Annotated in this window: 21 protein-coding genes; 12 read left to right on the forward strand and 9 right to left on the reverse strand. The window is 71.6% G+C overall.

Annotation, left to right across the window (positions count from 1 at the left end; genetic code table 11):
* Nucleotides 1–55: 55 nt before the first annotated feature.
* Nucleotides 56–289 (reverse strand): chaplin, encoded by a 234-nt coding sequence (locus ACFQ8C_RS06800; RefSeq protein WP_383452993.1) that lies wholly within the window; start codon nt 287–289, stop codon nt 56–58.
* Between the two features lie 175 nt (nt 290–464).
* A complete protein-coding gene (locus tag ACFQ8C_RS06805) occupies nt 465–875 on the reverse strand; it encodes a rodlin (RefSeq protein WP_383453065.1) in 411 nt (136 codons plus the stop codon).
* 222 nt (nt 876–1,097) lie between these two features.
* Here ACFQ8C_RS06805 and ACFQ8C_RS06810 point away from each other — a divergent pair, with 222 nt between their 5' ends.
* On the forward strand, nt 1,098–1,508 hold the full coding sequence (locus ACFQ8C_RS06810) for a rodlin (RefSeq protein ID WP_383452995.1): 411 nt from the start codon (nt 1,098–1,100) through the stop codon (nt 1,506–1,508).
* Between the two features lie 64 nt (nt 1,509–1,572).
* Here ACFQ8C_RS06810 and ACFQ8C_RS06815 read toward each other — a convergent pair whose 3' ends face one another.
* Nucleotides 1,573–1,731 (reverse strand): hypothetical protein, encoded by a 159-nt coding sequence (locus ACFQ8C_RS06815; RefSeq protein ID WP_383452997.1) that lies wholly within the window; start codon nt 1,729–1,731, stop codon nt 1,573–1,575.
* Nucleotides 1,732–1,918: 187 nt separating this feature from the next.
* On the opposite strand from ACFQ8C_RS06815, the gene ACFQ8C_RS06820 reads away from it, so the two are divergent.
* Together ACFQ8C_RS06820 and ACFQ8C_RS06825 are read left to right on the forward strand one after the other, a co-directional pair.
* Nucleotides 1,919–2,953: an LCP family protein gene (locus tag ACFQ8C_RS06820; RefSeq protein ID WP_383452999.1), complete on the forward strand. Its 1,035-nt coding sequence runs from the start codon at nt 1,919–1,921 to the stop codon at nt 2,951–2,953.
* 96 nt (nt 2,954–3,049) lie between these two features.
* Nucleotides 3,050–3,448, forward strand: coding sequence for a rodlin (locus ACFQ8C_RS06825; protein WP_383453001.1), 399 nt, complete (start codon nt 3,050–3,052; stop codon nt 3,446–3,448).
* A gap of 76 nt (nt 3,449–3,524) precedes the next feature.
* Here ACFQ8C_RS06825 and ACFQ8C_RS06830 read toward each other — a convergent pair whose 3' ends face one another.
* Entirely contained in the window at nt 3,525–5,549 is a 2,025-nt protein-coding gene (locus tag ACFQ8C_RS06830; RefSeq protein ID WP_383453003.1) for a thioredoxin domain-containing protein, read from the reverse strand.
* Nucleotides 5,550–6,225: 676 nt separating this feature from the next.
* Between ACFQ8C_RS06830 and ACFQ8C_RS06835 the strand changes: the two genes are divergently transcribed.
* A complete protein-coding gene (locus tag ACFQ8C_RS06835; RefSeq protein WP_383453005.1) occupies nt 6,226–7,173 on the forward strand; it encodes a LuxR C-terminal-related transcriptional regulator in 948 nt (315 codons plus the stop codon).
* Between the two features lie 45 nt (nt 7,174–7,218).
* Here ACFQ8C_RS06835 and ACFQ8C_RS06840 read toward each other — a convergent pair whose 3' ends face one another.
* Genes ACFQ8C_RS06840 through ACFQ8C_RS06860 form a run of 5 tightly spaced genes read right to left on the reverse strand, consistent with a single transcriptional unit; the run spans nt 7,219 to nt 12,353 of the window.
* Nucleotides 7,219–8,913: a DUF885 domain-containing protein gene (locus ACFQ8C_RS06840; protein ID WP_383453007.1), complete on the reverse strand. Its 1,695-nt coding sequence runs from the start codon at nt 8,911–8,913 to the stop codon at nt 7,219–7,221.
* Between the two features lie 32 nt (nt 8,914–8,945).
* Nucleotides 8,946–9,584, reverse strand: coding sequence for a GPP34 family phosphoprotein (locus ACFQ8C_RS06845; RefSeq protein ID WP_383453009.1), 639 nt, complete (start codon nt 9,582–9,584; stop codon nt 8,946–8,948).
* Nucleotides 9,581–10,021 carry a rhodanese-like domain-containing protein gene (locus ACFQ8C_RS06850; protein ID WP_383453011.1) on the reverse strand — a complete coding sequence of 147 codons (441 nt, stop codon included), beginning with the start codon at nt 10,019–10,021 and terminating at the stop codon, nt 9,581–9,583. The genes ACFQ8C_RS06845 and ACFQ8C_RS06850 overlap by 4 nt, the downstream gene beginning before the upstream one ends.
* A complete protein-coding gene (locus ACFQ8C_RS06855; protein ID WP_383453013.1) occupies nt 10,021–11,325 on the reverse strand; it encodes a glutamate synthase-related protein in 1,305 nt (434 codons plus the stop codon). The genes ACFQ8C_RS06850 and ACFQ8C_RS06855 overlap by 1 nt, the downstream gene beginning before the upstream one ends.
* A complete protein-coding gene (locus tag ACFQ8C_RS06860) occupies nt 11,322–12,353 on the reverse strand; it encodes an asparagine synthetase A (protein WP_383453015.1) in 1,032 nt (343 codons plus the stop codon). The genes ACFQ8C_RS06855 and ACFQ8C_RS06860 overlap by 4 nt, the downstream gene beginning before the upstream one ends.
* Before the next feature lie 587 nt (nt 12,354–12,940).
* Here ACFQ8C_RS06860 and ACFQ8C_RS06865 point away from each other — a divergent pair.
* The 8 genes from ACFQ8C_RS06865 (at nt 12,941) to ACFQ8C_RS06900 (ending at nt 22,929) form a co-directional block, all read left to right on the forward strand.
* Nucleotides 12,941–13,729 (forward strand): hypothetical protein, encoded by a 789-nt coding sequence (locus tag ACFQ8C_RS06865; RefSeq protein WP_383453017.1) that lies wholly within the window; start codon nt 12,941–12,943, stop codon nt 13,727–13,729.
* A gap of 14 nt (nt 13,730–13,743) precedes the next feature.
* Nucleotides 13,744–14,973 (forward strand): fatty acid desaturase, encoded by a 1,230-nt coding sequence (locus ACFQ8C_RS06870; protein ID WP_383453019.1) that lies wholly within the window; start codon nt 13,744–13,746, stop codon nt 14,971–14,973.
* A 2-nt stretch (nt 14,974–14,975) separates the two neighbouring features.
* The gene (gene purD / locus ACFQ8C_RS06875) at nt 14,976–16,349 is read left to right on the forward strand and encodes a phosphoribosylamine--glycine ligase (protein WP_383453021.1); all 1,374 of its coding nucleotides are present in this window, start codon (nt 14,976–14,978) and stop codon (nt 16,347–16,349) included.
* A gap of 31 nt (nt 16,350–16,380) precedes the next feature.
* A complete protein-coding gene (gene ectB / locus ACFQ8C_RS06880; RefSeq protein ID WP_383453023.1) occupies nt 16,381–17,676 on the forward strand; it encodes a diaminobutyrate--2-oxoglutarate transaminase in 1,296 nt (431 codons plus the stop codon).
* On the forward strand, nt 17,673–18,929 hold the full coding sequence (locus ACFQ8C_RS06885; protein WP_383453025.1) for an acetyl-CoA carboxylase biotin carboxylase subunit family protein: 1,257 nt from the start codon (nt 17,673–17,675) through the stop codon (nt 18,927–18,929). Before ectB ends, ACFQ8C_RS06885 begins: the two co-directional genes overlap by 4 nt.
* 29 nt (nt 18,930–18,958) lie before the next feature.
* Nucleotides 18,959–20,260: an acetyl-CoA carboxylase biotin carboxylase subunit family protein gene (locus ACFQ8C_RS06890; protein WP_383453027.1), complete on the forward strand. Its 1,302-nt coding sequence runs from the start codon at nt 18,959–18,961 to the stop codon at nt 20,258–20,260.
* A 2-nt stretch (nt 20,261–20,262) separates the two neighbouring features.
* The gene (locus ACFQ8C_RS06895) at nt 20,263–21,531 is read left to right on the forward strand and encodes an ATP-grasp domain-containing protein (RefSeq protein WP_383453029.1); all 1,269 of its coding nucleotides are present in this window, start codon (nt 20,263–20,265) and stop codon (nt 21,529–21,531) included.
* Between the two features lie 72 nt (nt 21,532–21,603).
* Nucleotides 21,604–22,929 (forward strand): MFS transporter, encoded by a 1,326-nt coding sequence (locus ACFQ8C_RS06900; RefSeq protein ID WP_383453031.1) that lies wholly within the window; start codon nt 21,604–21,606, stop codon nt 22,927–22,929.
* Nucleotides 22,930–22,987: the final 58 nt, after the last annotated feature.

Below are 22,987 nucleotides of genomic sequence, written 5' to 3' on the forward strand. Positions count from 1 at the left end.
CGGATGGGCTTCCCGGGGCCGGCCGGTGCCGTGGACGTGACCGCGGCGGTCCGGGTCAGGCGTTGATGCAGACGTTGCCGGCGGCCGGGTTCAGCGCGCCGATGACGTTGACGCTGTTGCCGCAGGCGTTGATCGGGATGTGGATCGGGACCTGGACGACGTTGCCCGAGAGGACACCCGGCGAACCGATGGCGGCACCGTACGCGTCGGCGTCGGCGAAGGCGGGGGTGGCCGCGCCCATGGCCATGATGACTCCGGCGATGACGGCGGCAGCCTTCTTGCACTTCATTTCGTCTGGCTCCTTTTCCGCGACGGAAGATCGGCTTCCGTCGCACACACGGACAACGACAACCTCCCGCGAAGGAAACCGGGAATTGCGGTCCCCGGCCCGGCATTCACTCCGTTGCGCGCACGACACAGGGCCGGAGGAAGGAATTCCTCCGGCCCCGCGGCGCGCTTCGGGATCAGTTGTTGCCGATGCCGTTCCCGGAGAGGACCGGGATGTCCTCCAGGACGTGCGACAGCGGCTCGTCGCCCTTGGCCTGGGTCGAGTTCTCCGCGCACTGCTGGTTCTGCGGGGAGGACAGGACGTTGACGTCCTGGACCGCGACCGGGATGAGCACGCCGATGACCGAGCCGACGTTGCCCTTGACCGGGGCGCCCAGGCAGAGCTTGTTCAGCGAGCCCTGGACGGCGGAGAACTGCGGGCTCAGGTGCCCCTCGGTGGTGGAGTTACCGAACGCCTGGTGGGCGCCGTTCCCCGAGAGGGAGGTCGTGCCGCCGTCGTTGGCGATGGCCATCGCGGGGGCGGCGGCCGCGGCGGCGACGCCGACGGCCGAAGCGGTGACGGCCGCGGCCGCCATCATCTTCTTGATCACGGTGAATCCGTTTCTGTTCGCACCGATCGACGTGATGGATGCGACCGGATCAACTGCGGCCGGGGGGCGAGGTTCCGGTGCTTCACCCGATCGACTGGGAACCACGACGAGCGCTGCCGCGTGCGCTCCGCCAACGGGGTGACAGGGCGGAACCCGCCGCTCCGGAGCGAGTTGATCAGGGGGCTCCCTGCACGGAGCCGGTTCTAGAAGGGAAATCCCGTGATCAAGAAGGTCATGGCCACCGCGGCCGCCGCCGCCTCGATCGTCGGCGTCAGCGCCGCCGCGGCCACCCCCGCCCTCGCCATCGCCGACGACGGCGGCACCACCTCCAAGAGCGGCAACTTCGCCCACCAGGAGTACGGCAACTCCACCACGTACGGGAACATGAGCCCGCAGTTCGCGCTGGTCCAGGGCTCCCTGAACAAGCCGTGCATCGGTCTGCCGGCGAAGCTCAACGCCGGTTCGGTCGCGGGCCTGATCCCGATCGCGGTCCAGGACGTCAACGTCCTGTCCTCCCCGCAGAACCAGCAGTGCGTCGAGAACTCGACGCAGGCCAAGGGCGACGAGCCGCTGTCGCACCTGCTGGAGGACATCCCGGTGCTGTCCGGGAACGGCATCGGCAACAGCTGACCGTCCCTCCCGCACGTCGAGGGGCCGCCCCGCCAGGGCGGCCCCTTCGCGCGTACCGGCTCCGCTAGCGCGGCCAGACGGGGGTGGAGACCAGCCGCTCCCACTCCCGGTCCGGCATGCCCGGCACCGTCCGACCCGCCTGCACCCACTGGGTCACCAGGGCGGAATAGACCGGGAATTGCCGGGAGGACGGCGCCCGGTCGGCGGTCGGCGGTTCGCTCACATACCGGCTCTTCGGAATGAAGGCCATCCGTTCCCATTTCCCGGGATTACCGGGAACCGGCGGCGCCATCCTCGCTCCTTCCGCTGCTATTCCCGCATCATTACACAAGCCTCGCAACCGAGTGATTCACACGCCCGATGCCGCGTCGCGTATCTGTGTGCGAGCGGGGTCGAAATAGCGTGCGGCCATGAGATTCCCGCGTCCGTGGCGGCTCCTGCTCGCACCGGCGGCGCTTCTCGCGCTCGCCCCCGGAGCCCTCGCCTCCGCCCTCGGCGGTCCCCCCGAACTCCCGTCCCCCGAACAGGGACTGAACCTGCTCCTCGTCGGCGTCGACTCCCGGACGGGGATCACCGCCGAGGAGAAGGAACGCTTCCGGCTCGGCGGCCAGGGCTGCGACTGCACGGACGTGATCATGCTCGTGCACGTCTCCGCCGGGTACGACCGGGTCAGCGTGGTCTCGCTGCCCCGCGACTCGCTCGCCGAACTCCCCGGCCCGCACACCGACCAGCGGACCGGCGCCCTCCACGACTCCCATCTCGCGAAGATCAACGCGGCGCACGCGGAGGGCGGTTCGGCCCTGACCGTCGAGACCGTCGAGGCGGCGACCGGGCTCACCGTGCACCGCTACCTCGAAGTCGACTTCCGGCGGTTCATGGACAGCGTCGACCGGGTCGACGAGGGGGTGCCCATCTGTACGGAGAAGCCGCTGAAGGACCTGGCGACCGGGCTCGACCTGGCGGTGGGGACCCGGCGGGTGGGCGGCGGCGAGGGGCTCCAGTACGTGCGGTCGCGGAAGGCCGACGGGGAGATGGACTTCGGCCGCATCCGCAAGCAGCAGAAGTTCCTCGTCAACATGCTGGACCGGGTCCGCGCCGAAGGGATTCTCGGGGACCCGGCGAAGCTGAGGGCGCTCGCCTCGGTCCTGCGCGGCACGGCCGCCGCCGAGCGGGGCGTCTCGACGGCCGAACTCCTCACGCTCGCCACCCGGCTGAAGGCGGTCGGGCCGTCCCGCACCGAGTTCGCGACGGTGCCCGTACGCGGCTTCAACCCGGTCGTCGAAGGGGCCGGGTCCACCGTGGGCTGGGACGAGGAGGGGGCGGCGGAGGTCTTCGCGCGGCTGCGCGCGGACCGGCCGCTGCCGTCCGGCGACCTGATCGCGCCCAGCGAGCTCTCCGTCGCCGACTACGCGCCCGCCCGGGGGTCTTCGCTCATCTGCCCGTAGGCCGTCCGGTGGACATACCGGAACCTCAGCCCCTCCGACCAGTTGATCAGCACGGCTCGGCACTCAGCGCGAGCCAGTCATCCGAAAGGCCAGAACATGAAGAAGCTCCTCGCGACCGCTGCGGTGGCTGTTTCGGTCGTCGGCGCGACGGCCGGGCAGGCGCTCGCGATCGCCGACGACGGTGGCACCACCTCGCTCTCCGGAAACGGCGCGCACCAGGAGTTCGGCAACTCCGCCACCCACGGCAACATGAGCCCGCAGTTCGCGCTCGTCCAGGGTTCCCTGAACAAGCCGTGCGTCGGCCTGCCGGCCAAGGTCAACGCCGGTTCGCTGATCGGCGCCATCCCGATCGCGGTCCAGGACATCAACGTCCTGTCCTCCCCGCAGAACCAGCAGTGCGTCGAGAACTCCACCCAGGCCAAGGGTGACGAGCCGCTGTCGCACATCCTCAGCGACATCCCCGTGCTGTCCGGCAACGGCGCCGGCAACAGCTGAGCGACGGCGCTCGGCCACGGCGCGGCCCCGCCGGCCCTCCTTCGGGAGGGGCGGCGGGGCCGTCTCCGTTCGGGGCTCAGCGCAGCAGCCGGGCCAGGGCGTCCGGGTCGGTGACGGGGGCGTCGCAGGTGAAGTGACGGCAGACGTACGCGGCGGGCGCCCCGGCGACCAGGGGGCGGTCGCGCAGGAGCGGGAACTCCTCGCCGTCGGGGGCTCCGGAGGCGATGACCGCTCCGGGCGTGGTCGCCCTCAGGGCCGTACGGCGCAGCTCCTGGAAGGCCGGGTCGGCGGCGGCGCCGACGACGGCGATCTCCCGGGGGCCGTCGAGCAGGGCCTCGGCGACGGCGAGGCCCCAGCCGATGAAGCGGGGGGCGCGCGGGCCGAGCGCCTTGACCACGCCGAGGGCTCCCTCGGCGGCGGCCCGGTGGGCCTCCGAGCCGGTGTGGGCCGCGTACGAGAGCAGCGCGCCGGCGGCGGCGGTCCAGCCGGACGGGGTGGCGTTGTCGGTGGGGTCCTGGGGGCGCCGGATGAGGGTCTCGGCGTCGTGGGCCGTGTCGTACAGCGCCCCGCCCTCGGCGGTGAAGCGGTCGAGGACGTGGTCCAGGAGGAGGCCGGCGAAGTCGAGCCAGGCGCCCTCGCCGGTGACGGCGGCGAGGGCGAGGAAGCCTTCGGCGACGTCGGCGTAGTCCTCCAGGACGCCCGCGTGGGCGCCGGCCCGTCCGTCCTTCGAGGTGCGGGCGAGCCGGCCGGCGTCGTCGAGGTGGAGGCGGACCAGCAGGTCGGCGGCCTCGGTGGCGCGCTCGACCAGGTCGGGGCGGTCGAAGAGGGCGCCGGCCTCGGCGAGCGCGGCGACCGCGAGGCCGTTCCAGGCGGCGACGATCTTGTCGTCGCGGCCGGGGCGCTCGCGGCGCTCGCGGGCCGCGTGCAGCCGGGTGCGGATGGAGGCGATCCGGCCGGCGTCGGCGGGACCCGCCTCCTGGGGGAGCTGGAGGACGGAGGCGCCGTGCTCGAAGGTGCCCTCCTCGGTGACGCCGTAGTGGGTGGCGGCGAGGACGGCGTCCTCCGGGCCGAGGGCCTCCACCAGCTGGGCGGGGGTCCAGACGTAGTAGGCGCCCTCGACGTGCCGGCCCGCGCCGTCGTCGCTGTCGGCGTCGAGGGCGGAGGCGAAGCCGCCTTCGGGGGTGCGGAGTTCGCGGACCAGGAAGTCGGCGGTCTCCAGGGCGACGCGGCGGGCGAGGTCGCTGCCGGTGGCCTTCCACAGGTGGGTGTAGACGCGGCAGAGCAGGGCGTTGTCGTACAGCATCTTCTCGAAGTGGGGGACGACCCAGGCGCGGTCCACGGCGTAGCGGGCGAAGCCGCCGCCGAGCTGGTCGTAGATGCCGCCGCGGGCCATCGCCTCGCAGGTGTCGGCGGCCATCTGGAGGGCGCCCTCGGCACCGGTGCGGGCGTGGTGGCGGAGGAGGAACTCCAGGGCCATCGACGGCGGGAACTTGGGGGCGCCGCCGAAGCCGCCCCGGGTGGCGTCGTACTCGCGGGTGAGGCCGAGGAGGGCGGCGGCGAGTTCCTCCTCGCCGGGGAGCCCGTCGCCGGCGACGGCGAGGGAGCGGCCGGCGAGGTCCTTCACGATCCTGTCGGCGACCTCGGCGACCTCGCCGCGGCGGTCGGTCCAGGCGGCGTGGACGCCTTCGAGGACCTCGGGGAAGGACGGCATGCCGTGGCGGGGCTCGGGCGGGAAGTAGGTGCCGAAGTAGAAGGGGGCGGCGTCGGGGGTGAGGAAGACGGTCATGGGCCAGCCGCCCTGGCCGGTGGCCGCCTGCACGGCCTCCATGTAGACGGCGTCGACGTCGGGCCGTTCCTCCCGGTCGACCTTGACGGCGACGAAGTGCTCGTTGACCAGCGCGGCGATGGCCTCGTCCTCGAAAGACTCGTGCGCCATGACGTGGCACCAGTGGCACGAGCTGTAACCGACGCTGAGCAGTACGGGGACGTCCCGGCGGCGGGCCTCCTCGAAGGCCTCGGGCGACCAGGGCCACCAGTCGACGGGGTTGTCCGCGTGCTGGAGGAGGTACGGGGACGTGGCCTGAGCGAGTCGGTTGGACATGCCCCCATCCTCGCGCACGGGCCCGCGCGCCCGCCCGTACGGCACGGAACGGAACGGCCGGTGAAGTCGGAAACGGAATCCGCGATCACTGTCACGCTTAGGACAGTCGTAAACAGGAAGACCGGCGGATCTTGATGGGGTGAAGCGGGGCGCGACAGAATTTGGACAGCAACCAGGGGGGTTGCTCCGAATCCGAGGCCCACTGCGGTTCGGGTCATTGAAAGGTTGACTGTCATGCTTGCGAGAATCTTTGCCTTGGTCGCGTTTGGCGTGGTGGTCACTCTCGGGGTGGCCGGCGTGCCGGAGACCGGCGCCGTCGTCGCCTCGGTCGCCAACAACCCCGGCAACGACACCGGCTGGGGCTGACGGAGCCGCCCCAGGGGCCTACGCGCAAACCCGGCCCCCCTCCCGCGTCCAGGACGCGGGAGGGGGGCTGGCGCATTTTCATTTACGGAACTTGACATTCTTTTTGTGGGGGTCACAGGCCGCTTGCAGGTGGGGGGCCTGGACTCGCCTTCCCGAGCGCCTCGCAGGGTGGCGCGAACTTCTCGCAACTGGCAAGATCCAGTCGCTCTCACATTCAAGACTGTCACAAGAAAGACAGCGCGAGATGTCCTCAGAAGATACCCGTTCACCTGACATAGAAGGTTCCGTTCCTACCCTCCAGCCGGTAGCGATGGAGCTCTACCGTCACATCGCCCACAGAACCGTGCTCAACGTCGCCGTCGCGGCGGATGTGGCCGATTGCAGCCCGGAAGAGGCCGAGGAAGCGCTGGACTCACTGCTCCGTCTCGACCTGCTGCGCAGGGTCGGGGCGGAGCTGGTGACGGCCGTGCCCCCCTCCGAGTCCTCGATCGAGAGGATCGACGTCCACGAGGCGCGTCTGCTGGAGGAGCGCAGACGGCTGTCCCTGCTGCGTGACCAGATCATGTCGCTCACGGCGATCCACGCCCGCGCCGACGACGGACAGGCGCCCCCGCTGGAGTGGATCACCTCGATCGCCGCGATCCGGGAACTCCTCACCCACCTCGCCGTCACCTGCAAGGAGGAGGTGCTCGCCGCCCAGCCCGGCGGACCCCGGCCCGAGAGCGAGCTGGCCGAGGCGTCCGAGCGCGACCTGGACCTGCTGAAGCGGGGCATCGCGCTCCGTACGCTCTACCAGTACTCGGCCCGCTTCGACCCGAGCACCAGCCAGCACGCCGCGCTGCTCTCCTCGCACGGCGCCCAGATCCGCACCATCACCGGCGGCCTCATGCGGCTGCTGGTCTTCGACCGCGAGACGGCGGTCATCCCGCTCGGCGACGCCAGCGGAGGCGCCGTCGTCATCCGCGACGCGGCGATCTGCAAGTTCATGGTGCAGATCTTCCAGCTGCTCTGGGTGCGCGGCGAGCCCATCGACCAGGGGCACGACCGGCCCTTCGTCCAGGACCTCACCGACCAGACCAAGCAGGCCATCATGAGCCTGCTGATCGAGGGCGCCGACGACCGGGCGGCGGCCCGCGCCCTCGGCATCTCGGTCCGCACCTGTCAGCGGCACGTCTCGGACATCATGGCCCGCGTGGGCGCGGGGAGCCGGCTCCAGCTGGGGTACCTCATCCACCAGAAGAACCTGGTCATCGGATAGCGCGGCCCGGGTCCCCGTCCCGGGCCGCGCCTCACGGTGCCGGTGTCACAGCGCCGAGAGCTCCGCCACCAGGTCGTCGAGGCCCAGGGAGCCGAGCGACAGCGCCGCCATGTGCCAGGCCTTGGCGTCGAAGGCGTCGCCGTGCGCGGCGCGGGCGTTCTCCCGGCCCCGCAGCCAGGCACGCTCGCCCAGCTTGTAGCCGATCGCCTGTCCCGGCATCGAGAGGTAGCGGGTCAGCTCGCTGCGGATGAACTCGGCGGGCCGGCCGCTGTGGCTCGCGAAGAACTCCTCGGCCAGGTCGGGCGTCCAGCGCTCGCCCGGGTGGAAGGCCGCGTCCTTCGGGATCTCCAGCTCCAGGTGCATGCCGATGTCGATGATGACCCGGCAGGCCCGCATCATCTGGGCGTCGAGGTAGCCGAGGCGCTTCTCCACGTCGTCGAGGTAGCCGAGTTCGTCCATCAGGCGCTCGGCGTAGAGCGCCCAGCCCTCCGAGTTCGCCTCGACCTGGCCGATCGTCGCCTGGTAGCGGGAGAGCCGGTCGGCGACGTACGCCCACTGGCCGAGCTGGAGGTGATGGCCCGGCACGCCCTCGTGGTACCAGGTGGACACCAGGTTGAAGACCGGGAAGCTGGTCTCGCCGAGGGTGGGCAGCCAGGTGCGGCCGGGGCGGGAGAAGTCCTCCGAGGGCGCCGAGTAGTACGGGGCCGCCGAACCTCCCGCCGGGGCGATCCGGGACTCCACCGTGCGGATGGGCTCGGCGAGTTCGAAGTGGGTGCCGTCGAGCGCCTCGATCGTCTCGTCCATCAGCCTCTGCAGCCAGAGCCTGGTCTCCTCCACGCCCTCGATGCGCGTGCCGTGCTCCTCCAGGTGCGCGAGCGCCTCCCAGGGGCCCGCGTCCGGCAGGATCTTCGCGGCCTCGGCCTTCATCTCGCCGAGCAGCCGGTAGTACTCGGACCAGCCGTACGCGTACGCCTCGTCGAAGTCGAAGTCGGCGCCGTTGAACCAGCGCGACCAGCGGGCGTAGCGCTCGCGGCCGGCCGTCTCGGGCGCGCCGGCGACGGCGGGCGCGTACACGTCCCGCATCCAGTCCCGCAGCTCCGCCACGGCCGCGGTCGCCCGGGCGGCCGTCGACGCCAGGTCCGGCTCCACGCCGAGTCCCTCGGGCGCGGGCGCCACCAGCTCGTCGAACCAGCCGCGGCCGTCGCCCACCCACTCCGTGAGCTGGGCGACGAAGGTCGCCGTCGGGCGGGGGGCGCCGAGCAGGCCGCGCTCCAGTCCCAGGGTGAGCGAGGCCCGGTAGCCCTCCAGGGCCGCCGGGACGGCCCGCAGGCGCTCGGCGATCACCCGCCAGTCCTCGTCGTCGCCCGTCGGCATGGCGGCGAACGCCTTGCGCACCTGGTGCACCGGCGAGTGGATGTTGCTGACCGCCCGCAGTCCTTCGCCGGCCTCGCGGACCTCCAGGTCCACGGTGAGCCGCTCGCGCAGCAGGCCGGCGCAGCGCCGCTCGGCGACGCTGTCGGCGCCCGGGCGCTTCTCCGCCTCCGACAGCTCGTCGAGGGTGCGCGACACCAGCGCCTTCACGGCCTCCTGCCCGGCGGGCGAGAGGTCGGGGAGCCTGCGGTCGCACTCCCGCGCGCCGAGGTAGCTGCCGGTGAGCGGGTCTAGGGCGACGAGCGCCTCCACATAGCCGTCCGCCACCTGCCGCGGCAGCGGGCCGGCCACGTTGTCCTGCGTGTCCATCGTCTTCTTCTTCCTGTGGGGGCGACCGGATCTCAGCCGCCGAACGCGAGGGGGACGCCGGCCGCCGCGACGGCCAGCGAGAGGTCCTTGGCGACCACCGCCACGGGTCGCGGGCAGTGGTCCCAGTGGGCCGGTGGGCACCCCATCGCCCTGCCCAGCCGGGCGGCCCCGATCAGGGGGGCCAGGACACCGGCGGTGTCGCCGCCGGCGCCGGGGGTCCCGGAGGCCGTACGCACCAGGGCGACGAGCCGGGCCGCCGCCCGCTCGTCGGCCGGGAGGTGGTCGACCACCGGGAACAGTCCGAGCCTCCTGCGCCGTGCCGGGGTCAGCCGGCCGGTGGCCAGCAGCTGGTCGCGGACGGCGGTGAGCATGCCGCCCGCCAGGGTCTCCAGCCAGGCGCGGGCGGCGTGCGCGCGGTCGGCCAGCACCATCCGTTCGAGCAGTGCGTCGGCGACCGGGTCGTCGGCCGCCGAGGCGTCCCTGACCAGTACCTGGTCCGGGAGCACCTCGACCCGCCCCGTCCGCTCCAGGTCCAGGAGGACGGCGGCGGCCAGCCCGTACCCGAGCTCCCGGTGCCACCGGCGCACGGCGGCCTGGTCACAGGCGCCGGCGAAGGCGAGCAGCAGGGACTCGTGGAGGGCGGGGCCGGCGGCCCGGCGCCGGAGGGTCAACTCCCGGACTCCACGGGGAAGCCCTGGCGCTTCCAGTACTCGAGCCCGCCCAGCATCTCCTTGACGCGCAGGCCGTGGGCGGCGAGCTTGGCCGCGCCCCTGGTGCCGCCGTTGCAGCCGGGGCCCCAGCCGTACGTGACGTAGACCTGCTCCGGGTCGAGCGCGGCGATCACCTCGGGGGTCATGTCGTGGTGCGAGAGGTTGCGGGCCCCGGCGACGTGCTCGTCGCGGTACGACGCGGGCCGGCGGACGTCGAGGACGACGAAGCCGCCGATGCCCGCGACCAGGTCGTGGTTCACGTCGTAGGGGTCCGTCTCGCAGCGCAGTTTCGTGCGGTAGAAGTACTCGACGGCCTCGGCGGGTTCCGCCGCGGGGACGCCGAGCACCTTGCGCTCCTCGTCGTTCAGCTCGTCCTTCAGCTTCTCGAGGTCGTTCATCACACCTGTCCCATGACGGAGTCGGCCGGAGCGGCCGCGGTGGCGGCCCCTTCCGGATGCGGTAGCCAGAGGTCCTCTGGCGAGAGGGTGGAGAGGTCGTACTTGCCCAGCGCGCTGATCAGCAGCTGGAGCTCGAACCGGAGGGCCTCGACCAGGCGGACCAGGCCCTCGCGGGGGTCTTCGTCGACGGCGAGCAGGGCGGCGCGGCCGAGGCCGACGGCGTCGGCGCCGAGGGCCAGGCACTTGAGCGCCCTGCCGCCCTCCCAGATCCGTCCGGAGGCCAGCAGTCCGCGGCGCGTGCCGCCCGCCTCCCGGATCCGGGCGAGGCACTCGCCGAGGCCGAGGCCGACCTGGGAGAGGAAGACCCGGGGCGCCCATCCCGAGCCGCCCTCGGCGCCGTCGACGCTCACCGCGTCCGCGCCGGCGCTCAGCGCCACGTCGACGACGTGGGCGATGTCGCGGCCCGGCGGCAGCTTCACCCAGACGCGGCAGCGCGGGTAGTTGTTGCGCATCAGGCGGATCTGCTGGGTGAGGATCTCGGCGGTGAAGGTGCCGGGGGTCGCGCAGCGCATCACCCGGTCGCTGTCGGGGCCGTAGCTGTCGGTGATCTGGAAGCGGTCGGAAAGCGAGCCGGCGGCCGTCCGGTCGACGAGGGTGAGTCCGCCGAGGCCGGGCTTGGCGCCCTGGCCGACCTTCAGCTCGAAGGCGAGGCGGCCGGTCTCCAGGAGGGGTGCCACGTTCGGGTCGCTGTAGACCAGGTTCCAGACCTCGGCGTCGGCGTCCTGGGTGGACTGCTGGACGACGATGCCGCCCGAGGTGCCGCCCGCCTCCAGGTAGCCGGAGATCCTGGCCAGGAGCGAGCCGGGGCGCCGGTCGCCGGTCCGGCCGTAGCCGTTGACGGGGACGACGTTCTCGCCGATGACCATGGGGATGCCGAGCCGTCCGGCCTGCCGGCCCAGGTCCTCGCCGAGGGTGGACGACGCCACCTGGGTGGAGCCGAAGGCGGAGACGTACAGCGGCAGCGGCGCGGAGAAGCCTCCGACGGAGGCGGTCAGGTCGACGTCGCCGGGCAGCGGTTCCTCGCCCAGGTCGAAGAGCTTCTCCAGGCGGTGCGGCACGAACACCGGGGGCACGATCCGCATGCGGTCGAGCGGATCGCCCGCGGCCGGCCCGCCGGGCTCGGCACCGAGCAGGACCCGGCCGTACTCCTCCGGTGCGGGGAAGACGGCGGCCGCGCCGCGGCGCGCCCGGTCGCGCACCGCCTCCTCCTCGTACCCGGGCGCTCCCAGCGGGTGGCCGCTCATGCCGAGACCACCCCGGGGATCTTCGGGAAGGAGCAGGCGCGCCACACGGCGTCGAGGCCGGCGACGCAGCGGGTGAGCCGCTCCAGGCCGATGCCGAAGCCGGCGCTGGCGGGCAGGCCCTGCCGGGCGATGTCCAGGTACCAGCGGTACTTGGCGGGGTTCTCGCCGGTCTCCCGCATCCGGGTGATGATCCGGGTGTACTCGTACTCGCGCTCGCTGCCGCTGATGACCTCGCCGTAGCCGCCGGGCAGGATCAGGTCGAAGTTGTGCAGCAGTCCGGGGTCGGTGCTGCTCTCCCGGTCGTAGAAGCCCCGGGAGCCCTTGGGGTAGTCGACGACGAAGAAGGCGCCGGGGCTGCGGCGGGAGAGGATCTCCTCGCCGACCCAGTCGATCTCGGCGTCGACGCTCTGGGCGTGGCCCAGGGCGTGCAGCCGCTCGGCGGCCTGGCGGTGGGTGATCGTCTCGAAGTCGGTCTCGGCGAGGGCCCTGAGGGCGTCGACGTCCCGGCCCAGCAGGGTCAGTTCCTCGGTCATGTCGGCGACGCAGGCGGCCACGACGTGCCGGACGAGCCGCTCGGCGAGCGCCGTGACGTCCTCGCGGGTGGCGCCGGCGACCTCGACGTCGATCTGGTGGAACTCGGCGAGGTGACGGTGGGTGGTGGCCGTCTCGACGGGCTCCAGGCGCACGTTGGGCGCCACGTTGAAGATCTTGTCGAAGGCGAGCAGCGAGGCCTGCTTGTAGAGGATGCCGCTCGTCATGAGCTTGTAGGTGTGGCCGTAGTAGTCGATGTCCACCTGCTTGGCGCCGCGGGAGCCGGGGTCGGTCACGGCGCCGATGGTGGGCGGCAGCAGCTCCATGAAGCCCTCCCCGCCGAGGTGTTCGCGGGCGGCCGCCAGGATCCGCTGCTGGATGCGCAGCACGGCGCGGGTGGCCGGCGAGCGCAGGTGCTCCAGCGGGGGCGGCGGCGCGAAGGCGGCCCGGTCGGCCGGCGCGGTCTCCGTGGCGGGCGTAAGGGAGGTCAGGGCCATGGTTGTTTTCCCCACTTGGGTCATTGGTCGCGGAAGGGCGAAGGAGCGGGCACGAGCGGGTGCGACGGCGGGGGTCGGCCGTACATCCGTCGTGGGGCACGCGGTGGCCGGGCGAGTCGGCGGGTCACCGAGGCTTCCGGACGCGAAGAGCCCGCCGAAGGGGTCTCGGGGGCACCGCGGTGGCGGGCGGGAGGTCTGGAGCAGCGGGCCTTCGGGTCCGGTGCGAGGGAGGGAGCGGCCGGAACGGCGGCCGCCCTGAACGAGGTTGCCCGTCGGCCGAGGGCTCCCGCAACCGCCGGGGACCTCATGATCACGCCTGTCGCAAGAACGACGGCGAATCCCCGGAAACCGGCCGGTACGACGGGTGAGCGTCGTACTTACGACAGGCGCAATCACGAAGTCCTCCCGGCCTTGTAGCCGGGATTCGCCCACGTCAAGCTCGGTTCGGCAGAAGCGGTGAACCACGCCCTGCGTGACCGGGACCCCTGCCCGTACCGAGTCGATGCCCTTCCTTTCCGTACGGGCCGAAGGGAACCGCGGCCAACTCACAGCAAGCGAAACGAAGGAAACCAGTGACGATTAATCACGTGGATGCAGTCTCTGCCACGCCGGTCGCCGACGAGGTGAACGGGATTCTCCGGAAACACATGGCGGAGGCCTTCTCCGGTGACGCGCTCGACGCGGTCAAGGAGCAGTTCAAGAACGAGCACATCGTCCCGCTGCGCGGGTTCTGCCCGCCCGAGCTGCTGGAGGCCATGCGGGCCGAGGCGTTCGGGATCATGGACGAGCACGGTGTCGACCGGAAGTTCAGCTTCGCGATCACCGACAACTCCCCGCGCCAGATGACCACCGTGGGCCAGCCCGTCATCAGGGAGCACGGCCCGCTCATCGACGCCCTGTACTTCTCCGAGTCGGTCAAGGACCTCCTGTCGGAGGTCGTCGGCGAGGAGGTGCACACCTGCCCGTACGCCGGCGAGCACTACGTGATCAGCCGCCTCGGCAAGTCCGGCGACACCCACGGCTGGCACTGGGACGACTACACCTACGGCTTCATCCTGGTCCTCCAGGCCCCCGAGTACCGCGACGGCGGCTTCGTCCAGGCCGTCCCGCACACCTCGTGGGACAAGGAGAACCCGGACGTGCACGGCGCGCTCCTGAAGAGCCAGGTGCGCTCGTACCACCTGGAGGCCGGGGACGCGTACATCGTCAAGACGGACACCACGATGCACCGGGTGTACCCGATCCGCGGCGAGACCACCCGCACGATCGTCAACATGACGTGGGCGAACAACGCCGACCTCACCCGGAACATCACCCACGAGACGAACGACCTGCTCTTCGGCGGCACCGGTGACACCACGGCTGTCGGTGCCTGATGGGGCGCGAAGCGATGGCGGAGAACAGCCGCCCGGAGGACACCCTCCAGGAGATCAGCCCGCGTGAGACCATGCGGGGACTTCCGGGGTTCGTGCAGCCGTATCTGACCTGGATCACCGGCGTCCCGCTGGAGGGCGGCAAGCAGCTGATCCCCTGGAGCCCGGCCAAGGCGGGCCTGCTCGGGCTCGTGCAGATGGCGGCCGGCATCTCGGTCGGGGCCTGGGCCCTCCACCCCTTCCGGGCCTGGACGCTCCCGGTGCTCGTGCTGTGCTGGCTGTTCACCAGCGGCGGCATGCGCCGCCTCGACGTGGTGGTGGTCCACCAGACGCTGCACCGGATGTTCACGAAGTCGGCGCGCGGCGACCGGATCGTGGGCGAGCTCATCACCACGTTCTTCTGGCGCATGCCGTACGACGACAACCGCAAGGAGCACCTGGCGCACCACGCCTTCCCGTGCTCCATGAAGGACGGCGACACGCACTACCTGCTGTCCACCGGGATGCGGCCGGGCATGACCCGCTCCGAGTTCCGCCGGTACCTGTGGCGCACGCTCTTCTCGCCCAAGCACCACGCGCGGTTCTTCTTCGGCCGGGTGAAGAACAACTTCTTCGGGGTCGCCCCCCGGTACCGGCTCTTCATGTCGATCGGCTACCTCGCCGCCACCGTCGCCTTCATCACGCTGACCGGCTGGTGGATGGAGTGGCTGGTGCTGTGGCTGGTGCCGATGTCGGTGTTCTTCCAGTCCTGCACGTACCTCTACACCATGACCGAGCACCGCTGGTGGCTGTTCGGCAACCAGGAGCGGCTCAGCCGGGACAAGCGGGACCTGCTGACCTTCGGCCGGTTCTGCGGCGAGGCCGTCCCGGACGCCTCGCTCACCGGGGGCCGCAAGGCCGCCGCGTGGAGCAGCTGGACCTTCCGGATGCTCTTCGTGCACTCCTCCTACCGGATGTTCGTGCTCGTCGGCGACACCGTCCAGCACGACCTGCACCACGTCATGCCGGCCTGCGACTGGGCCAACTCGCCCTGGATCAGGGCCGATGACGTCGGCAACCGGCCGGAGCGGTACACCGAGGTCTGGGGCTCCCTGGCCGATCACCTCCGCGCCGCGGGACAGGTGGACAACACCATGACCGGCCTGCCCGGCGACGTCGTTCCGACCGAATGGAGTCGGTCGGCGAGTCAGGTCGCCGCGGCGACCGCCTCCTCCGCGCCCTCGGGCGCCGAATCCACGGGACAGTAACCATGAACCGTCGTGTACTTGTGGTGGACGGGACCGGACGCGGTCACGCGATCTGCGATCTGTTCGTACGCACCGATCCGACCGTGACCGTCTATTACGGCCCCGGCTGCGAGGCCTCCCAGGACGAGCCCCGTATCGTCTCCGTTCCGCGGATCCGTCTCGACGATCCGTCGACGGCGCTGCGGTTCCTCGCCGAGCAGCCGGTGGACTTCGTGTTCGTCTCCAACATCGACGCGCTCTCCATCGGCTACGCGGACGAGCTCCGTGCCCACGGCCACCAGGTGATCGGCCCCTCCAAGGCCGCGTCCCTGCTGGAGAGCAGCAAGGAGCAGGGCAAGCGCTTCTGCCTCGAACACGGCCTGCCCGCCGCGGAGTACGCGGCGTTCGACGACCCGAACGCGGCCCGGGAGTACGTGCGCGCCGCGCCGTACGCCTGTGTCGTGAAGACCGACGGTCTCACCCCGGACGGGGACGGGGCGATCGTCTGCGACACCGCGGCCGAGGCCGAGCGGGCCGTCTCCCGCTTCGCCGACGCCCAGGGCGACGACTTCCACGTCGTCGTCGAGGAACGGCTGTACGGCCGGGAGATCTCGGTCTTCGCGCTGCTCGACGGCGAGGACTACCTGATGTTCCCGACCGCCCTGGACTCCAAGCGCACCCTGGAGGGCGACGCCGGCGGCAACTGCGACGGCATGGGATCCATCGCCCCGCACCCGGAGGACTCCCCGGCCCTGCTCGCCGAGATCCGGCGGGTGCTGCTCGACCCGCTGATGGCGGGCCTGCGGGCACGGCGGCTGCACTACACGGGCTTCGTCTACGTGGGCGCCATGCGCACCGCCGACGGGCTGCGCGTCATCGAGATCAACACCCGCTTCGGCGACTCGGAGGCCGAGGCCGTCCTGCCCGCCGTGCGCAGCGACTTCACCGCGCTCTGCGAGGCCGTGCTGGCCGGGACGATCGGGCGGCAGCAGCTGCTCACCGACGAGCTCGTGCGCTGCTCGGTGGCGCTCACCCAGGGCTGCGTGGACCCGCTGGACCCGGACGCCGCGCCGGGGTGGCCCTTCGGCCGCTTCGAGACGGGGCAGCCCATCAGCGGTCTCGACGAGGTCGATCCGGGCCGGGCCCGGGTCTTCTACGCCAACGTGGCCCTGGACGCGGACGGCCGGCCGGTCAGCTCCGGCGGCCGGGTCCTGCACGTCGTCGGCGCCGGCGCCGACCTCGCCTCGGCCCGCGCCGAGGCCTACGCCGAGCTCGCCAAGATCTCCTTCCCCGGAATGCGCCATCGCGCGGACATCGGGGTGGTGGCGGCCCGCCACCACAGGGAAACGCCGGCCTTGACCGAGGCCGAGGCGCCCGCCCTCGCATCGATTCACTGACCCCCGACCGGGGTCCAGGAAGGTTTCGCAGATGACGACCATCCCGCCGACGGCGACCATCGAGGAGAACGAGTCCGCCGTCCGTACCTATTCACGCTCCTTCCCGTCCGTCTTCGCCTCCGCGAAGAACGAGGCGCTGTACACCGCGGACGGAACCCGCTATCTGGACTTCCTCTCCGGTGCGGGATCCCTGAACTACGGCCACAATCCGGAGCCGATAAAACAAGCGCTCGTCGACTACCTCCAGCAGGACGGCCTGATGCACGGGCTGGACCTGGCGACGTCCGCGAAGGCCGAGTTCCTCTCGGTCTTCCGGGAGCTCGTCCTGGAGCCCCGGGGCCTGGCCTACCGCGTGCAGTTCACCAGCCCCTCCGGCACCAACGCCGTCGAGGCGGCGCTGAAGCTGGCCCGGCTGGTGACCGGCCGCACCAACGTCGTCGCCTTCAGCGGCGGCTTCCACGGGGTCAGCACCGGCTCGCTCTCCGCGACCGGGTCCGGCTACTACCGGCAGGGCCTGGAGGCCACGCTGCCGCAGACCACCCACATCCCCTACCCCGAGTCGCCGCTCGGCTCCTTCGACTCCCTCGGCCTGCTCAGGGCCCACCTGGAGGACCCCAGCTCCGGCGTGGAGCTGCCGGCCGCGGTGCTCCTGGAGACCGTGCAGGGCGAGGGCGGCGTCTACGTGGCGCCGGTGCCGTTCCTGCGGGAGCTGCGCGAGCTGTGCGACCGGTACGGGATCCTCCTCATCGTCGACGACATCCAGGCCGGGTGCGGGCGCACCGGCACGTTCTTCTCCTTCGAGCGGGCCGGGATCGTGCCCGACCTGGTGACCCTGTCGAAGTCGATCGGCGGCTACGGCCTGCCGATGGCGATCACGCTGATCAAGCCGGAGCTGGACATCTGGCGTCCCGGCCAGCACAACGGCACCTTCCGGGGGAACCAGCTCGCCTTCGTCGCGGCCGCGGCCGCCATCCGCCACTTCTGGTCGGACGGCGCCTTCGCCGAGCAGGTCGTGAAGAAGGGCGCCCTGGTCGAGGAGTGCCTCCAGCGCCGCCTCGCGGCCCCGTACGGCGCCAAGGTGCGCGGCCTCGGCCTCATGTACGGCGTCGACCTCGGCTCCGTGGCCGGCCTGGAGGCCTCGAAGGTCTCGCGCCTCTGCTTCGAGAGGGGCCTGATCGTCGAGACCTGCGGTCGCGACGGCGAGGTGCTGAAGCTCCTGCCCCCGCTCACCGTCAGTCAGGTCGTGCTCTCCCAGGGGCTCGACATCATCATCAACGCCGTCACCGAGCTGGCGGCCGACGCAGGATACGGGTCACCCACCTCATGAAGACCGCTGTCATCATCTCCACCCGGGGCTTCGGAGTCTTCCGTCGCGACCTCCTCGAGGACCCGGCCGAGGTCCGTCTGATCGGGGTCTTCGCCGACCGCGACATCGAGAACCTCGCCGCCGAGCAGCGCGACTGGTTCGAGCAGATCCACGTCGTGCGCTGCGGCCTCGACGACCCCACGCCCATGCTGTACTCGCTGGTCGACCTGGCCGAGGCCAGGGACGTCGTCGGCGGCCTGCTCGACGACACCGAGCCCGCGGACCTGACGGTGCACTGCTACGACGAGCAGAACATGCTGGTCGCCGCCGAGATCCGGACGCACTTCGGGATCCAGGGCCCGCACCTGGACGACATCCTGCCCTTCCGCGACAAGTGCCTGATGAAGGACCTGCTGGTCAAGGCGGGCGTGCGGGTGCCGAAGTTCGGCCACTACGCGGCGGAGCGGTTCGCGGCGGACGCCGAGGGCTACTTCGGCGAGCTGGTCGCCGAGGTCGGGCTGCCCTTCATCCTGAAGCCGATCGACGCGGCCGCCGCCGAGGGGGTCTACAAGGTCGCCGACCTCGCGGAGTTCCTGGCGCTGGAGGGCGACTTCGGCCGGGCGTACGAGTACGAGGAGTTCGTCGAAGGGACGATGTACAGCGTCAACATCGTCTCCCGGGACGGGAAGACCGTCTTCGGCGGTGTCACCGAGTACCTCGTCAACTCCTTCGAGGTGCCCGGCGGCAAGGTGAACGCCGACATCAACCTGATCGACTCCGACCCGCGGGTGGCCCGCATGGTCGCCTTCGCCGACGAGGCGCTCGACGCGCTGGGGCGGCCGGACGGCGGCTCCCACCTCGAACTCTTCCTGACCGCCGACGACGAGCTGGTCTTCCTGGAGGTGGCGGCCCGCTTCAAGGGCATGGCCGGCCTGGCCGCGATGCAGCGCAACTACGGCATCGCCTTCGTCAACCTGGCCTTCGAGATCGAGTCCGGTGTCAGGAGCCGCCCGTACGACGGCGAGCAGGTCTACTGCTACGACGGCGTGGTCCCCAAGACCCACGGCACCGTGGCCGAGCTCGTCGAGCCGGAGCTGGAGAGCGACGTCGAGATGACGTGGAAGGTCCGGGTGGGCGACGTCGTCGAGAAGAGCAACTCGCTCCTCGCCAACGGCGGCACCTTCCTCGTCTCCAACAAGGACTACGACGCGGCCTACCGCGACTTCCGGCGGCTGGCCGACTACCGGCCGATCCGCTACGCGCAGGCCGACTGACTCCCTCTCCCCCAAGGAACCGAACTGCCATGAAGCAAGCCTTCGTCCTGCTCGAACTCCTCAACCACATGGTGCTGGTGGCCAAGGAGGCCAAGGCCCGCGGCCACTGGGTCGTCGCCCTGAACCACGACCCGCTGCGCGACTCCGGCCCCTTCGAGGTGCCCGAGGGGCTGGTCGACGAGCTCATCACCGTCGACTCCTGGTCGGACCGGGAGCAGATCAACAAGCTCGTCACCGATCTGCACGCCCGGTACGACGTCGTCGGCACCTACGCCGCGTTCGAGGCGACGCTGCCCTACGAGGCGGCGCTGCGCGAGCTGGCGGGGCTGCCCGGCAACGGCGAGCGGAACGTCCAGCACGTGCTCGACAAGGCGGCGGTGCGCCGCACGCTGCGCGGCGCGGGCCTCTCGGACCTGCGCTCCGCCACCCTGAGCGACGCCCTCACCTGGACCGAGTGGCCGTTCCAGGGCGCGGCCATCCTCAAGCCGGCCAACGGCACGGGCAGTTCGCTCTGCTTCCGGGTCTCCTCCCTGGAGGAGCTGCGGGAGGCGGCGGAGTCGACGCGGTCGGTGACCGTCGTGAACCCGCTGATGAAGGAGTACATCCACCGGCACGGCGAGTTCGTCCTGGAGGAGGAGGCGGCCGGCGAGCTGCTCTCCGTGGAGTCGCTCGTCGACCGCGGCGAGGTGCACGTCCTCGGCCTGACCGGCCGCTACGTGCTGGGCTCCGACGCGGTCGTGGAGATGGGGCTCCAGTTCCCGTACCACCACCCGCGCAGCGCGGAGATCATCGAGAAGGCGAAGGCCATCCACGCGGCCATGGGCATCGTGCACGGCCCCACCCAGATCGAGTTCATGGTGCCGCTGGAAGGCCCCGTCGAGCTGATCGACTTCAACGTCCGCAGCGCCGGCACCGCCTCCGTGGTCACCTTCAGCGAGGCCTTCGACGTCCGCCACGAGGTCGCCCTGACCGACCTGGCCTGCGGTCTCACGCCGGACGTGTCGTTCCTGAAGCGGCCCACCCGCTTCTCCACCGAGATGCTGCTGCTCCCGCCGCCCGGTGCCACGGTCATGACGGAGATGACCTTCCCCGAGAACGCGCTCTGCTGCCGCCTCACCAAGGCGCCCGGGGCGCCGCTCTCCGGCCGCGCGGACCAGCTCGACGCCGTCGCCATGATCGTCGTCACCGCCGACACCGCCGCCGAGGTGCACACGGCCGCCCTGGAGGCGCGCCGCGCCACCCTCTTCGCGGGCGAGCCCCTCGGCGACAACCCCAACAACCGGCTCAGCAGCTCGCCGCTCATCGGGCAGAACCTGACCCGGCAGTACTGACCATGACCAGCAACGAGCCGAAGGAGCGGGGCATGGACGGGCCCGCCATTCTGATCATCGGCGGCCGGACGGAAGCCCTGCTGAAGGCCTCCGCGCTCGGCGTCAGGACCGTGCTCATGCAGCACAAGGACCGGCTGCTGCCCGGTCAGGTGGAGGCGGCGGACGCCACCCTGCTCGTCGACTTCACCGACTGGCGCCTCGCGGTCCCGCTCGCCCGCGCCGCCCAGGAGGCGTACGGCTTCACCCGGGTGATGTCGCTGACCGAGCCGGCCCTGGAGACGGTGGGGCGCATCAACGACGCGCTGGGCCTGGAGGGCACCTCGTACGAGGTCGCCCACCGGTTCCGCGACAAGCTGCTGATGCGCCGCCGGCTCGCCGAGGCCGGACTGCCGGACCTCGCGGCGGCGCCCGTCGAGAGCGCCGGGGACCTGACGGACTTCGGCCGGACCCACGGCTACCCGCTGATCCTCAAGCCGGTCGACGGCGTGGGCAGCCGGGGCGTCACCCGGATCGACTCCGAGGAGGAGGTGGCCGGGGCCTGGAGCCGGGCGGAGGGGCTGCGCGGCCGCACCGACCTCCAGCAGGCGGCCTTCCACCCCGTGGACCGCTACATGGTGGAGCGGTACGCCGAAGGACCCGAGTTCAGCGTGGAGGCGGTGTCGGCGAAGGGCGCGCACACGGTCGTCGCCGTCACGGAGAAGCTCACCGAGGGCAGCGTCGAGCGGGGTCACGCCCAGCCGCCCCGGATCCCCGCCGCGCAGGAGGCCGCGCTCGTCGCCCACGTCCAGGAGTTCCTGACGGCCATGGGCCTGCGCGACGGGCTCTCCCACACCGAGGTGCGCCTCACCCCGGAGGGGCCTCGGGTGATCGAGGGCCACGACCGGGTCGGCGGCGGCCGCATCATGGACCTCACCCGGCACGTGCACGGGGTCGACCTGGAGGAGTACGCGGTGGGGGCGCCGTTGGGCCTGCTGCCGCCGCTGCCCGACGCCCCGGCGCCGCGCGGGGCCGCCGCCACCCGGTTCCTCACCGCGGAGCCGGGCGAGGTGGTCGAGGTGGAGGGCCTGGAGGCGGTACGCGCCCATCCCGGTCTGATCGACGTCGACCCCGGAGTCCGCCCCGGCGACCTGGTCAGGCCGGTGACGGAGAACTTCGACCGCATCGGCCAGCTGCTGGCCGGCGCGGAGAGCACCGACGCCGCCGTCGAGCTCTGCGAGGAGCTGGTCGGCCGGGTCGTCATCCACACCCGGACACCCCAGCCGGCCGACTGATCCGGACCCGGGCGCCCCACGACCGCCGCCCTCCGCACCCCCCACCCTCATCGAAGCCGTAAAGGAAGCTCCATGTCCAAGACATCCGCGAATCCGCCCGAACAGTCCCCCGCGCCCGAGGGCCTGATGTCCAAGCTGGGGCTTCCCCGGATGCGGGGCAAGGGGAAGTTCGTCGGCGCCCACGCCGCCGACAGCCTGGGCAGCGGCCTGGTCCTGGCCTTCATCGTGGTCTACTTCGCGCAGACCACGACGCTGTCGCTGCCGGCCATCGGCGCCGCCCTGACCCTGGCTCGCGGCCTGGCCTTCCCCACCGCGATCCTGGTGGGCCCGCTGCTCGACCGGTACGGCGCCCGGGCCGTGGCCGCCGCCGGCAACGTGGCCTCGGCCGTCGGTTTCGCGGGCTTCCTCCTCGCCGACCAGGTGTGGGAGATCGTGGTGGTGGCGCTCCTCAACCAGGTGGGTCAGGCCACGTACTGGACGAGCAGCAGCGGTCTGGTCGTCCTGGCGGCCGAGGAGGGCGAGCGGCCCCGCTGGTTCGGCTTCGTCCGGGCCCTGCGGAACATGGGCCTGGGGCTCGGCGGCGCCATCGCGGCCTTCGCGGTCGGCATGGGCGGCACCACCGGTCTGAAGGCGGTCGTGGTCGCCAACAGCCTCAGCTTCCTGTTCGCCGCCTTCCTGCTGCTCACCTGGAAGCAGCACGCGCAGAACGGCGCGGAGGCGCCGGGCGGGGCAGCGAAGGAGGCGGAGGCCGCGCCGCCGGCGAAGGTCTCGTACGGGACCGTGCTGCGCGACCGTCCGTACATGACGATGGTCTCGCTCAACCTGCTGTGCGTCTTCGGCGCGATGCTCAACAGCGTGCTGATGGCCGTCTACATCGTCGAGGGGCTGCACCGCGGCGCCTGGCTGGCCGGCACCCTGCTGGTGCTCAACACGGTGCAGGTGGCGGCCACGCAGACGATCATCAGCCGGCAGCTGGAGCGCTTCCGGCAGACCAGGATGGTCGCGGCGGCCTGCGGACTGAACATCCTCGCCTTCGGCATCTTCGGCGCGCTCAGCATGTCGCCGAGCTGGCTGGTGGTCGCCGGTCTGTACGTGGCGATGTTCATCTACACCCTCGCCGAGATCGTCCAGGCTCCGCCGATGGACGACCTGAGCGTCTCGCTGGCGCCCGCGCACGCCCGCGGCCGGTACCTCGCCGTCTTCCAGCTCTCCTGGACGGTCGGCCAGACGCTGGCGCCCGGTCTGCTGACGCTGCTGCTCTCCAAGGGCGCGGTGTGGCCCTGGGTCTTCCTCATCGCGGCGAGCGCCGTCGGCATCCCGCTCGTCCTGCGCCTGGAGCGGATGATCGAGGCCAAGAAGGCGGCGGCCGAGGCCGCCGGGGTCGCGGTCCCCGCGTAACCCTCCCGAAGCCGAACGAACCGTCCCGATGCCGCCGCCCGCACGCGGCGGCATCGGG

It is taken from the genome of Streptomyces sp. NPDC056503 (assembly GCF_042794995.1).
Lineage (GTDB): Bacteria > Actinomycetota > Actinomycetes > Streptomycetales > Streptomycetaceae > Streptomyces.

Excerpts from the sequence above, each read along its gene's own strand:
- ACFQ8C_RS06850 (WP_383453011.1), bottom strand. The coding sequence starts at position 10,021 with ATGAACGACCTCGAGAAGCTGAAGGACGAGCTGAACGACGAGGAGCGC.
- ACFQ8C_RS06820 (WP_383452999.1), top strand. The coding sequence starts at position 1,919 with ATGAGATTCCCGCGTCCGTGGCGGCTCCTGCTCGCACCGGCGGCGCTT.
- ACFQ8C_RS06870 (WP_383453019.1), top strand. The coding sequence starts at position 13,744 with ATGGCGGAGAACAGCCGCCCGGAGGACACCCTCCAGGAGATCAGCCCG.
- ACFQ8C_RS06890 (WP_383453027.1), top strand. The coding sequence starts at position 18,959 with ATGAAGCAAGCCTTCGTCCTGCTCGAACTCCTCAACCACATGGTGCTG.
- ACFQ8C_RS06885 (WP_383453025.1), top strand. The coding sequence starts at position 17,673 with ATGAAGACCGCTGTCATCATCTCCACCCGGGGCTTCGGAGTCTTCCGT.
- ACFQ8C_RS06800 (WP_383452993.1), bottom strand. The coding sequence starts at position 289 with ATGAAGTGCAAGAAGGCTGCCGCCGTCATCGCCGGAGTCATCATGGCC.
- purD (WP_383453021.1), top strand. The coding sequence starts at position 14,976 with ATGAACCGTCGTGTACTTGTGGTGGACGGGACCGGACGCGGTCACGCG.
- ACFQ8C_RS06855 (WP_383453013.1), bottom strand. The coding sequence starts at position 11,325 with ATGAGCGGCCACCCGCTGGGAGCGCCCGGGTACGAGGAGGAGGCGGTG.
- ACFQ8C_RS06860 (WP_383453015.1), bottom strand. The coding sequence starts at position 12,353 with ATGGCCCTGACCTCCCTTACGCCCGCCACGGAGACCGCGCCGGCCGAC.
- ectB (WP_383453023.1), top strand. The coding sequence starts at position 16,381 with ATGACGACCATCCCGCCGACGGCGACCATCGAGGAGAACGAGTCCGCC.
- ACFQ8C_RS06830 (WP_383453003.1), bottom strand. The coding sequence starts at position 5,549 with ATGTCCAACCGACTCGCTCAGGCCACGTCCCCGTACCTCCTCCAGCAC.
- ACFQ8C_RS06900 (WP_383453031.1), top strand. The coding sequence starts at position 21,604 with ATGTCCAAGACATCCGCGAATCCGCCCGAACAGTCCCCCGCGCCCGAG.
- ACFQ8C_RS06825 (WP_383453001.1), top strand. The coding sequence starts at position 3,050 with ATGAAGAAGCTCCTCGCGACCGCTGCGGTGGCTGTTTCGGTCGTCGGC.
- ACFQ8C_RS06835 (WP_383453005.1), top strand. The coding sequence starts at position 6,226 with ATGGAGCTCTACCGTCACATCGCCCACAGAACCGTGCTCAACGTCGCC.
- ACFQ8C_RS06840 (WP_383453007.1), bottom strand. The coding sequence starts at position 8,913 with ATGGACACGCAGGACAACGTGGCCGGCCCGCTGCCGCGGCAGGTGGCG.
- ACFQ8C_RS06895 (WP_383453029.1), top strand. The coding sequence starts at position 20,263 with ATGACCAGCAACGAGCCGAAGGAGCGGGGCATGGACGGGCCCGCCATT.